9 protein-coding genes and 1 other RNA gene are annotated in these 12,245 nt (G+C 56.6%); all 10 read left to right on the forward strand.

The window, feature by feature from the left end:
• Window positions 1–2: 2 nt before the first annotated feature.
• The 10 genes from smc to AC3IP0_RS09480 all read left to right on the forward strand — a co-directional run bounded on the left by smc (window position 3) and on the right by AC3IP0_RS09480 (window position 12,102).
• On the forward strand, window positions 3–3,491 hold the full coding sequence (smc, locus tag AC3IP0_RS09435; RefSeq protein WP_489327216.1) for a chromosome segregation protein SMC: 3,489 nt from the start codon (window positions 3–5) through the stop codon (window positions 3,489–3,491).
• 258 nt (window positions 3,492–3,749) lie between these two features.
• Entirely contained in the window at window positions 3,750–4,610 is an 861-nt protein-coding gene (gene zipA / locus AC3IP0_RS09440; protein ID WP_489327218.1) for a cell division protein ZipA, read from the forward strand.
• A 150-nt stretch (window positions 4,611–4,760) separates the two neighbouring features.
• Complete coding sequence (ligA, locus tag AC3IP0_RS09445) at window positions 4,761–7,118, forward strand: NAD-dependent DNA ligase LigA (RefSeq protein WP_489327220.1); 2,358 nt, start codon at window positions 4,761–4,763, stop codon at window positions 7,116–7,118.
• Between the two features lie 173 nt (window positions 7,119–7,291).
• Window positions 7,292–8,458 carry a zinc-binding metallopeptidase family protein gene (locus tag AC3IP0_RS09450; RefSeq protein ID WP_489327222.1) on the forward strand — a complete coding sequence of 389 codons (1,167 nt, stop codon included), beginning with the start codon at window positions 7,292–7,294 and terminating at the stop codon, window positions 8,456–8,458.
• A gap of 111 nt (window positions 8,459–8,569) precedes the next feature.
• Window positions 8,570–8,666: signal recognition particle sRNA small type (gene ffs / locus AC3IP0_RS09455), an RNA gene on the forward strand.
• 348 nt (window positions 8,667–9,014) lie between these two features.
• Window positions 9,015–9,920, forward strand: coding sequence for a DUF4352 domain-containing protein (locus tag AC3IP0_RS09460; protein ID WP_489327224.1), 906 nt, complete (start codon window positions 9,015–9,017; stop codon window positions 9,918–9,920).
• 61 nt (window positions 9,921–9,981) lie between these two features.
• On the forward strand, window positions 9,982–10,359 hold the full coding sequence (locus AC3IP0_RS09465; RefSeq protein ID WP_489327226.1) for a Rap1a/Tai family immunity protein: 378 nt from the start codon (window positions 9,982–9,984) through the stop codon (window positions 10,357–10,359).
• Between the two features lie 52 nt (window positions 10,360–10,411).
• Window positions 10,412–10,897, forward strand: a complete 486-nt coding sequence (locus AC3IP0_RS09470) for a hypothetical protein (protein WP_489327228.1) — start codon at window positions 10,412–10,414, stop codon at window positions 10,895–10,897.
• A 42-nt stretch (window positions 10,898–10,939) separates the two neighbouring features.
• Complete coding sequence (locus AC3IP0_RS09475; RefSeq protein WP_489327230.1) at window positions 10,940–11,326, forward strand: hypothetical protein; 387 nt, start codon at window positions 10,940–10,942, stop codon at window positions 11,324–11,326.
• Window positions 11,323–12,102 carry a hypothetical protein gene (locus AC3IP0_RS09480; protein ID WP_489327231.1) on the forward strand — a complete coding sequence of 260 codons (780 nt, stop codon included), beginning with the start codon at window positions 11,323–11,325 and terminating at the stop codon, window positions 12,100–12,102. The genes AC3IP0_RS09475 and AC3IP0_RS09480 overlap by 4 nt, the downstream gene beginning before the upstream one ends.
• The last annotated feature ends 143 nt before the right edge of the window (window positions 12,103–12,245 follow it).

Here is a 12,245-nt window from a genome sequence, read left to right on the forward strand (position 1 = left end):
TCTTGCGGCTCAAGTGCATCAAGCTGGCGGGGTTCAAGTCCTTCGTCGACCCGACCACGGTGAACTTCCCCAGTAACATGGCGGCGGTGGTCGGGCCCAATGGCTGCGGCAAATCGAACATCATCGACGCCGTGCGCTGGGTGATGGGCGAGAGTTCGGCGAAGAACCTGCGCGGCGAGTCGATGACCGACGTCATCTTCAACGGCTCCACCAGCCGCAAGCCGGTGAGCCAGGCGAGCATCGAACTGGTGTTCGACAACTCCGACGGCACCTTGCTCGGGGAGTACGCCGCCTACGCGGAAATCTCCATTCGCCGCAAAGTGACCCGGGACAGCCAGACCACCTATTACCTGAACGGCACCAAATGCCGTCGTCGCGACATCACCGACATTTTCCTCGGCACCGGCCTTGGCCCGCGCAGCTACTCGATCATTGAGCAGGGGATGATCTCCAAGCTGATCGAGTCCAAGCCCGAAGACCTGCGCAACTTCATCGAAGAAGCCGCGGGCATCTCCAAGTACAAGGAGCGCCGGCGCGAGACGGAAAACCGCATCCGCCGCACCCACGAAAACCTTGAGCGCCTGACCGACCTGCGCGAAGAACTCGAGCGTCAACTCGAACGCTTGCACCGCCAGGCCGAGGCCGCCAAGAAGTATCAGGAATTCAAGGGCGAGGAGCGTCAGCTCAAGGCCCAGCTGTCGGCCCTGCGCTGGCAGGCGCTGAACGATCAGGTCGGCCAGCGTGAAGCGATCATCGGCAACCAGGAAGTTTCTTTCGAAGCCCTGGTGGCCGAACAGCGCAATGCCGACGCAAGCATCGAGCGCCTGCGTGACGGCCACCACGACCTGTCGGAGCGCTTCAACCTGGTGCAGGGGCGCTTCTACTCGGTCGGCGGCGACATTGCCCGGGTCGAGCAGAGCATCCAGCACGGCCAGCAGCGTTTGCGCCAATTGCAGGATGACCTGAAAGAGGCCGAGCGCGCACGCCTGGAAACCGAATCGCACCTGGGCCACGACCGCACGCTGCTGCTGACCCTCGGCGAAGAGCTGGACATGCTCACCCCGGAACAGGAAGTCACTAGCGCCGCCGCCGAAGAGGCCGCCGCCGCGCTGGAAGAATCCGAAACCACCATGCACGGCTGGCAGGAGCAGTGGGATACGTTCAACCTCACTGCCGCCGAGCCGCGCCGTCAGGCCGAAGTGCAGCAATCGCGGATCCAGCAACTGGAAACCAGCCTCGAGCGTCTGGCCGATCGCCAGAAGCGTCTTGGCGAAGAACGCGCCTTGCTCTCGGCGGACCCGGAAGACGCGGCGATCATGGAGCTCAGCGAGCAACTCGCCGAATCCGAAGCGACCCTTGAGGATTTGCAGACCAGCGAAGAAGCACAGGTCGAAAAGCTCGAGCAGTTGCGTCAGGAATTGCAGCAAGCGCTGACTGCGCAACAGCAGGCGCAAGGCGATTTACAGCGGCTCAACGGTCGGCTGGCTTCCCTCGAAGCCTTGCAGCAAGCTGCGCTTGATCCGGGCACCGGCACCGCCGAATGGCTGCGCGAACAGAATCTTGCGAATCGCCCGCGCCTGGCCGAAGGCCTGAAGGTTGAGGCCGGTTGGGAGCTGGCGGTGGAAACCGTGCTCGGCGCCGATCTGCAAGCGGTGCTGGTGGATGACTTCAACGATTTCGATCTGTCGGGTTTTGCCCAAGGCGACTTGCGCTTGCTCACCCCGGTCAGTGATGGCGTACGGGTGCCGGGCAGCTTGCTGGACAAGGTCGAGGCGCAGCTCGATCTGTCGCCATGGCTGGGGCAGGTCAAGCCGGTGGACAGTCTCGAACAGGCCTTGGCCTTGCGGGGCCAATTGGCTGCCGGGCAGAGCTTGATCAGCCGTGACGGTTACTGGGTCGGACGGCATTTTCTGCGGGTGCGTCGGGCCAGTGAAGCGGAAAGCGGCGTGCTCGCCCGTGGTCAGGAAATCCAGCAACTGGGCCTTGAGCGTGAAGAGCGCGAAGCCGCAGTCGAAACCCTGGAAGCCCGACTGCAGAATCTCAGGGCGCAGCAGCGTCAGCAGGAAAACGGTCGCGAACATTTGCGCCGTTTGCTGCAGGACGAAGCACGTCAGCAAGGTGAATTGAAGGCTCAATTGTCCGCCGGCAAAGCCAAGGCCGAACAATTGACCCTGCGCCGTACCCGTCTCGACGAAGAGCTTATCGAACTCGATGAGCAGCGAGCGCTGGAGCACGAAAACATCGGTGAAGCGCGCCTGCAATTGCAGGAAGCCCTCGACAGCATGGCGCAGGACACCGAGCAGCGTGAATTGCTGTTGGCCCAGCGCGACAGCCTGCGTGAGCGTCTGGACCGGGTGCGTCAGGAAGCGCGGCAGCACAAGGATCACGCCCACCAGCTGGCGGTGCGTCTGGGCTCGCTCAAGGCCCAGCACGATTCAACGCGTCAGGCGCTGGAACGTCTGGAGATGCAGTCCGAGCGCCTGACCGAAAAACGCGAGCAACTGAGCCTCAATCTGGAGGAGGGCGAAGCACCGCTGGAAGAGCTGCGCCTGAAACTCGAGGAGTTGCTCGACAAGCGCATGACCGTCGACGAAGAACTCAAGACCGCGCAGATCGCCCTCGAAGACGCCGACCGCGAACTGCGCGACGCCGAGAAGCGCCGCAGCCAGGCCGAACAACAATCCCAGTTGATTCGCAGCCAGCTCGAAACCCAGCGCATGGAATGGCAAGCCCTGACCGTGCGCCGCAAGACCTTGCAGGACCAATTGCTGGAAGACGGCTACGATCTCCACGGCGTACTCGCAACATTGACTGCCGAGGCCAGCGAGAAGGATGCCGAGGAAGAACTCGAGCGCATCGCTGCGAGGATTCAGCGTCTGGGCGCGATCAACCTGGCGGCCATCGATGAGTACCAGCAACAATCGGAACGTAAACGTTATCTGGATGCGCAGAACGACGATCTGGTGGAAGCGCTCGATACCCTTGAGAACGTGATTCGCAAGATTGACAAGGAAACCCGCAACCGTTTCAAAGATACCTTTGATCAGATCAATGGCGGTTTACAGGCGCTTTTCCCAAAAGTTTTCGGTGGAGGCCGCGCGTATTTGGAACTGACGGGCGAAGATTTACTCGATACAGGGGTAACAATCATGGCGCAGCCGCCCGGGAAGAAGAACAGCACCATCCATTTGCTCTCCGGTGGCGAAAAAGCCCTGACCGCATTGGCCCTGGTTTTTGCGATCTTCAAATTGAACCCGGCGCCGTTCTGCATGCTCGATGAGGTTGACGCGCCACTGGATGACGCTAACGTTGGACGCTACGCGCGATTGGTAAAAGAGATGTCACAGACAGTGCAGTTCATCTATATCACCCACAACAAGATCGCCATGGAAATGGCCGAACAACTGATGGGTGTGACGATGCACGAACCCGGTTGTTCACGCCTGGTGGCAGTGGATGTCGAGGAGGCGATGGCGATGGTGGATGCCTGAGTCGTGGTTGTAGGAAATGGGATTTACGGTGTGTAGGACTCTTTTCCTGGCTTCGACTTGCTGGCCAATCGACATATTCGCGCCAGCCAAGGTGGTAGACGGTGTAAAGTTGCCTTTGGTCGTGCTAGTTTAATGTCAATTTTTCGTATACGTGGGCAAAACGCCTGTCAGAACATAGAGTTGGCGCCACGTTTTAAAGCGGTTTGCAGGTTGTAAACCCCTTATTTTTCAGCATTTTTTATAGAGGCACGGGATTACATGGAAATCGGTCTGCGCGAGTGGCTGATCGTCATCGGCATTATTGTCATTGCCGGTATTCTTTTCGATGGCTGGCGCCGTATGCGCGGCGGCAAGGGAAAACTGAAGTTCCGTCTTGATCGAAGTCTGTCCAACCTGCCGGACGAGGACAGCAGCGCCAGCGCCGAGCTGCTGGGCCCGCCGCGCGTGCTGGACACGCATAAAGAGCCGCAACTGGACGAGCACGATCTGCCGTCGGTGAGCATGCCGGCCCGCGAGCCTCGCGAGTCGGGCTCCAAGCGCGGTAAACGTGGCCACAGCGAGCCTTCCCAGGGCGACATGAACCTCAGCCTGGATCTGGACGGCGGCCCGAGCTTCAGCCGCCGCGACGACGATTTCCCGGATGACACCAAGGCTTCGCCAGCGGTCAACGGCAAAGAACAACCGCAAGCTGAAGAAGTGCTGGTGATCAGCGTGATCTGCCGCGACGCTGCCGGCTTCAAGGGCCCGGCGCTGTTGCAGAACATTCTGGAGAGCGGTTTGCGTTTCGGCGAGATGGATATTTTCCACCGTCACGAAAGCATGGCCGGCAACGGTGAAGTGCTGTTCTCCATGGCTAACGCCGTCAAGCCTGGTGTATTCGACCTGGACGACATCGACCACTTCAGCACTCCGGCGGTGAGCTTCTTCCTGGGGCTGCCAGGCCCTCGCCATCCGAAGCAGGCTTTCGACGTGATGGTGGCAGCGGCGCGTAAATTGTCGCAAGAGCTGAACGGCGAATTGAAAGACGACCAGCGCAGCGTACTGACCGCTCAGACGATCGAGCACTACCGTCAGCGCATCGTGGAATTCGAACGCCGCGCCCTGACCCAGAAACGATAAAAGCAACAGATCGCAGCCTCGTTTCACTCGACAGCTCCTACATGATTGCGATTTGCCGTAGGAGCTGTCGAGTGAAACGAGGCTGCGATCTCTTGAAGAGATGAAAAATGAGCAGCCTCGGCTGCTCTTTTGCTTTATGAGAGAACACCCATGACCGCCGCCAAGAACCGTATTTTAGAGCTGCGCGCTGAGCTGGATCAGCACAACTATCGTTACCACGTGCTCGACGAGCCGAGCATTCCGGACGCCGAGTACGACCGCTTGTTCAACGAGCTCAAGGCTCTGGAAGCGGCCAATCCCGAACTGATCACCAGCGACTCGCCAACCCAGCGAGTGGGCAGCGCGGCGCTGTCGGCGTTTACCCAGGTGCGTCACGAAGTGCCGATGCTCAGCCTCGGCAACGCCTTCGAAGAAACCGACATGCGTGAGTTCGACCGCCGGGTGACCGAAGGCCTGGACCTGCCGGCCGGCGATCTGTTCGGTGGCGGCGCAACCGTCGAGTACAGCTGTGAGCCCAAGCTCGATGGCCTGGCCGTCAGCCTGCTGTACCAGGATGGCATCCTGGTGCGCGGCGCGACCCGTGGCGACGGCACCACCGGCGAAGACATCAGCGTCAACGTGCGCACCGTGCGCAACATCCCGCTCAAGCTGCACGGCACCAGTTGGCCGGCGACCCTGGAAGTGCGCGGCGAAGTGTTCATGTCCAAGGCCGGTTTCGAGCGGCTCAACGCCACGCAACTGGAAGTCGGCGGCAAGACCTTCGCCAACCCGCGCAACGCAGCGGCGGGCAGTTTGCGCCAGCTGGATTCGAAGATCACCGCCAATCGCCCGCTGGAGTTCTGTTGCTACGGCATCGGCCAGGTGTCGGCGGACATCGCCGATACGCACATCGGTAATTTGCAGCAACTCCAGGCCTGGGGCATGCCGATCAGTCATGAGCTGAAACTGGCGCACGGCATCGCCGAGTGCCTGGACTACTACCGCGACATCGGTGAGCGTCGCAGTGCGCTGCCGTATGAAATCGACGGCGTGGTGTTCAAGGTCAACAGCATTGCTTCCCAGCGTGAACTGGGTTTCCGCGCCCGCGAACCGCGTTGGGCCATCGCCCACAAATTCCCGGCGATGGAAGAGCTCACCGAGCTGCTCGATGTGGAATTCCAGGTCGGCCGCACCGGGGCGGTGACGCCGGTGGCGCGTCTGAAACCAGTCAAGGTCGCGGGCGTCACGGTGGCCAACGCCACCCTGCATAACATGGACGAAGTCGCGCGCCTGGGTTTGATGATCGGCGACACGGTGATCATCCGCCGCGCCGGTGACGTGATTCCGCAGGTGGTGCAAGTGGTCATGGAACGCCGTCCGGAAAACGCCCGGCCGGTGCAGATTCCCGAGCAGTGCCCGGTGTGCGGTTCCCATGTCGAGCGCACGCAGCTGATCAAGCGCAGCAAGGGCCGCGAAACGGTCAGCGAAGGCGCGGTGTATCGCTGCGTCGGTCGTCTGGCCTGTGGTGCGCAACTCAAGCAGGCGATTATTCACTTCGTTTCCCGTCGCGCCATGGACATCGAAGGCCTGGGTGAGAAGAGCGTCGAGCAGCTGGTCGACGAAGGCCTGGTGAGCTCGCCGGCCGATCTGTACGCCCTGACCTTCGAGCAGATCGTCGATCTGGAAGGCTTTGCCGAACTGTCGAGCAAGAACCTGCTTGGCGCCATCGAAGACAGCAAGAAGCCGGGCCTGGCGCGGTTCATCTACGCCCTGGGGATTCCCGATGTCGGCGAGGAGACGGCCAAGGTTCTGGCGCGCTCTCTGGGTTCGCTGGAGCGGGTGCAGCAGGCCTTGCCGCAGGTGCTGACGTACTTGCCGGATGTTGGCCTGGAAGTCGCGTACGAGATCCACAGCTTCTTCGAGGACGCGCATAACCAGCAGGTGATCGCTGATTTGCTCAGGCATGGCCTGCAAATTCAGGATCAGGGCGAGTTGGGTGCCGAGTTTTCGGCGAGCACCACGCTGGGTGGTTTCCTCGACAAGCTGCATATCCCCTTGGTCGGGCCGGGCGGGGCGCAGAAACTGGCGGACAAATTCGGCTCGCTGCAGGCGGTGATCGGCGCTGACTGGCTGGATATGCGCCAGGCGCTGCCGGAAAAACAGGCCAATTCGGTGCGCGAGTTCTTTGCGCTCGAGGAAAATCGCCAGTTGGCCGAAGCGGCGGAGAAGCAACTGGCCGATTTCGGCATGCACTGGCAGAGCGAGAAGAAGGTCGTCGAAGGTTTGCCGCTGGCCGGGCAGACCTGGGTGCTGACCGGCTCGCTGGAGCTGATGAGCCGCGACATCGCCAAGGACAAACTCGAAAGCCTCGGCGCCAAGGTCGCCGGTTCGGTGTCGGCCAAGACCCATTGCGTGGTGGCAGGGCCGGGTGCCGGTTCGAAGTTGACCAAGGCCAATGAGCTGGGGTTGAAGGTGCTGGATGAAGAGGAGTTTGTCGAGTTTCTGCGCAAGCATGATATTTCGGTGTGAAGCCATTCGCGAGCAAGCCCGCTCCCACATTCGATCGGATTCCTACAGGAAGAACTCGGTTAAATGTGGGAGCGGGCTTGCTCGCGAAGGCGATTTCAGCAGCACCACAGAAAACGGGAACGATCAGCTCTCGGGAATGATCTAGTCTCTGCAAGCCCCAGGGAGAGATCGCCATGTACCCTTTCTTCGAGCAACTCAGCTCGCGCATCGCCGCGCCGTTCATGGCTGAAAATTCGCGCAACAGCAAGGTCTGGCCCTGTCGTTGCGGGCAGTCGCTGTTCTTTCGCAACAGCCAGTGCCTGGCCTGTTCGGCGGCGTTGGGTTATCAGCCGGAGCAGAGTCGCTTGTCTGCGCTGCAACCGGGGGTGCAGGCGGGCACCTGGCAACTTGAGGCCGATCCCGGGGCTGGCCTGTTTCGACGCTGCGCCAATCTCGACTCCCCGGCGGCCTGTAACTGGTTGCTGCCTGCCAATGACCATGATGCCTTGTGCATTGCCTGCTGCCTCAACCGCACCATTCCTGACCTGTCGATAGCCGATAACCACGAGCGCTGGCGCAAGGTGGAAACCGCCAAGCGGCGTCTGGTCGCGCAACTGCTCAGCCTGGGGTTGCAGGTGATTCCCAAAACCGTCGATGAAGAGACGGGGCTCGCCTTCGATTTCATCGGCGTGGACCTCGAAGGTAAACCGCCCACCACCGGACACGCCAATGGTCTGGTCACCCTCGATATCAAGGAAGCCGACGATGCCCACCGCGAGCAGGTGCGAGTGCAAATGCACGAACCCTATCGCACGCTGCTCGGGCATTTCCGTCACGAAGTCGGGCATTACTACTGGGATCGATTGATCGCCAATAGCCAGTGGATTGAGCCTTTTCGCGGATTGTTCGGCGATGAGCGCGCCAGCTATGCCGAAGCCCTCAAGCGACATTATCAGCAAGGCGCACCGCTCGACTGGCAGCAGCATTACGTCAGCGCCTACGCCACCATGCACCCGTGGGAAGACTGGGCTGAAACCTGGGCCCATTACCTGCACATGATGGATGCGGTGGACACCGCGCTAGGGTTTGGCATGAGTGCCCGGGAAATGGACTTCGACTATCAGCCGTTTCCACCTGAAACCCTTTACGATCCGCTGCATCCGGGCGGCGCGGCGTTCCTATCGTTCGTCAATGCATGGATCGAACTGGCGGGCATGCTCAACGAATTGTCACGCAGCATGGGGCAGCCGGATTTCTATCCATTCGTCCTGCCGCCAGCCGTCATTGCCAAGCTGCACTTTATTCACCTGGTGATTCAGCAGGAGGGCGGCAGGGCGGACGAGGTGCTTGAGGCGCAATAGCAAGTGCTTGAAGCCCCTCATGTTTTTATTCCGAAACCAACGGTTGTAACTTCGCTTCAGATAGGTACAATGGCGCGGCTCGCCGACAGGTGAGCGTCGTTATGGTGACCCCATCGGTCCCCCCGCAACGATTACCCGTGAACCTGGTCAGATCCGGAAGGAAGCAGCCACAGCGGGAACATTGTGTGCCGGGGTGTGGCTGGTGGGGTTACCACCTATCTCTAAGTCCTTGAATTCTCAAGGCTTTCTCAGTAAAAAATTTCGAAGTGTGACAGCGTTTAGGTACACCTAAGTGGTGCACTGTGCTGGCAATCTTACCTTGACCATTTTTCTCTCGCCATCAAAGCTGTTTAGGTTGCATTGCCATTGTTGAGTATCCGTGGCTATGCGGGGGAGGGGCTAAGGTTTGTCGCGGTCATTTCGACGCTAGCATGCACTCCACCCTCTGGATGTCTTCGGGTCATCCGTAATTAATATCCAAGTGAAATCTGTTGTTGGCAACGTGCCATCTGGATACGCTTCGCCCATCACTTAATACCGTCCAAAGGGACTTGAAATGCGTACCAGTCGCTTCGCGATCACTCTTATGATCTGTCTTGTAGCACCCGGTTTGTCCATTGCGGCAACGAAGAAGGGCGCCAATAAGCAGGCGCTGCCAGACTGTGACAAAGTTTTAGTTGATGGGAGCGGCCTATCGACAGAAGAAAATGAGTTCCTTTTCTCCGTCCAGAAAGCGTTGATGACTGCCGAGTTTCTCGGGTTTGCTGTTGGTAACGACACCGTTCTAGGAGGCTTCTACGCCCAAAGGAAGGGTAAGGAGTTCAACGCTGATTTGATGAAGCTCAAGGAGCTATCCCGCAAGCAATCCATGGGCTGGCTGATGGGGCATGACTTCGATGAGGCTAACACCGCATTGGGAGTTGCGCTTAAAGAGCGGAAGCTCTCAACGGATGTCTACAACGTCGGTGTCTGCCGTGTAGGTGCCATGGCAAGCACCTCGACCAATGCCTATAACATGTATGTCACAACTTACCTGAAGGGGCTTGAGGAGAGGCAGGCTGGTATGCAGGGGCAAGTTGGCTATTTCGACGTGACTGTCAATGATTGCACTCTCAGTAAGTCAATTGATACTGGCAATCGCTACACCGCTGTAAAGCCAGATGCTGACGCCCGTTATCTCACGGTAAACGCCACTTTTAAGAATACAGACAATGAGGGCCGACTTCCATTTGAGGGAAGTCTGTTTATCACGAAGGATGGCAAGGATTATAAATTTGACACCACAGAGTCTGTAATGAGTGAAGGGTACGGCATCCGATTGCGATCACTAAATCCCTTCATCAAGCTCACAACGAAGATTGTCTACAAGGTTCCCAATGAGTTGAGTGGTGACGTTTATTGGAAGCCGGGTAGAAACGCAGAGGACAAGAAACTTTGGTGTACTCGGTTACCTGCCGCCTGATACTTGCCCTATGGTCAGGCGGTGAGCGCCAACTGCTATTAACGTAATCGGGAAATTCATTATGAAAGTAGTTTTGATGGCAGTTGCACTGTTTGGGATGCTGGGGAGTGGGGCTGTCATGGCAGCAGACGCAAAGCATGATGGAAATGATTTACTGAGGTTGTGCCAGCACTACATCAAGGCAGCAGACTTAGAAAAGGACTTTAACGGCATTGACGCGGGTAGGTGTGTCGGCTTAGTGCAGGGGGTTCAAGGTACGATTTTCTTACTCAGTGATGACCTCAAGGATGATGCAAAGTTTTGTACTCCCGCTAGTGTAACGAGTAATCAGCAAGTGCGTATTGTGGTTAAGTACTTAAAAGACAATCCGAAGCTGTTGAATTTACCTAGGGTTGGCTTGATATGGGCCGCACTTCAAGATGCATACCCTTGTAAGTGAGCTTCATTCATCATTGTTATTGCTGGTGCGAATAGTAGAGCGGGGATTTAAAATGGAGGGTTCACAAGTTACAGTGATTGTAAGTGTGGTGGGCGGTGTGGTTGGATTGATTGCATTGACCGTAGCTTGGTCACAGATGAAGATTGCAAGCGCTAAAACGAAGCTCGACTTGTACAACAAAAGATTTAGCGTGTATCTGGCTGCACTTGAGTATTATCAGAACATCCACTCTGAGTCTAAGGATGTCTTGAAGGAGAAGTCGAATAAACTTATACATGCGTATAGAGAGTCAAATTTTCTGTTTGATTCGAAAGATGAGATTTATGAAGCATTAAAGAAAATTCAGAAGAATGGTGCTTTCGTCAGGGCTCATGAAGAGTTCAGGAAAGACCCTAATCATAACTCTGATATGGGGTGGAAAATGTCAGAGAAATCTATATCGGCACATCTAGAGATGGGGGAAGATATACTGAAGTTAGAAGATCAGCTAAAAGCTTATCTCAGCTTCCATAATGTCAGGGGTTGGACGTTCCTCTAATGCGAGCGTCTCCACACCTACCACATACAGGTGTAGATAATAATGAGCAAGCCTGCAAAGACTTTCTTCATTGGTGTGGTGGTTAGTTTAATCGTACTGGCAGTGGGCTACGCTCTAGATAAGCGGCAGCAGGCTGCACTGGATACACTAGTTGCGAAGTGCAAGACAGAGACGATGGGGGCGCCTAAAGGGCCGTGGCAGAAATATCAGGAAGTCCCTCTAGTGTGTGAGCCTACTGAGCTAATAGGTTATCCCGATATAATAGGTATACAGAAAGAGGTTAGACAGAGCTATTTGGGGCGCGGGGATTACTTTTTCTGGAGTCAGCTACTTGCTATGCTGCTTCTAGGAGTGTTCGCACTTCCATATGCTTGGTACTTCCTGCTGAGAAGAGTCAGAGAATTAGTTAAGGCGATAACTGGAAAATGAAAAAGGACTGGGTAGTTCTCGTTGGTTGTGTCGGATTGTTTGCCTCTGGATTTGTTTTTGCAAGATTGTTAGCTCAGCTTGGTTACCTGCCAGCAGTGTTCTTTGTTTGGGAGGAGAAACTGGATATAGGAACCATTTTTAATATCGTGGCCGCTATTGCTACAGCATTGGCTGCCTATGCAGCGTTCAGGTCTGCTGATACTGCACGGGTTACAGCGATGGATAGCAGGGCATCCACGCGAATACAGACATATATCCAACATCAACAACAGTTCGACAGGCTTCTAGATGAGTCTCAAGCAGAGATGGGGATAGCGTTCTTTAGGCGTATTGAACTGTACGATAATATGTTTCCAAGCAACCGGTACGCTGACAAACCATTCTCATTGCATGCGGATTCCACTGTTATCCTAGGCTGGGGAAATCGTTATGATCAACTCAGGGATATAGCTGAAAGCGAACTACCACCAACGGAGGAAGATTTTCCAAAGTGGATGCTCGGCTGCATGGAGCTCGCTAATAGAATGAACTTTACGCACAGAGAGCCCAAGGAGGGGCAGGTATATATAAACGGAAAAGTCTACTCATACTTCGATAGCGATCCTGCCAGACCGCTTCATGCTTTAGCTGAGGTAATACACCGACTGGCAAGGTTTGGTTTGATAGACAGAACACCAAAGATTCTATTCCGTCGCCATATGCCAGCTTTTGCAACGGCGTACAAAAGCTTCTACTGGAATATCCAAGATGGAAGGACACCGCACAAAATTATCTAATAAGACAGGGACGATTTTTTGCACGAAAACCAATCCCGCGCCAAAATTTTCAGCCTCGTCTTTTATGAGTTTAGTTTTTCAGCCTAAAAAGTAATACAGGGTGGCCATTTGGAGACTGGGATTTTAGCGTGAGGTAATGAGTG

The sequence above is a fragment of the Pseudomonas sp. GL_103 genome (assembly GCF_057835175.1).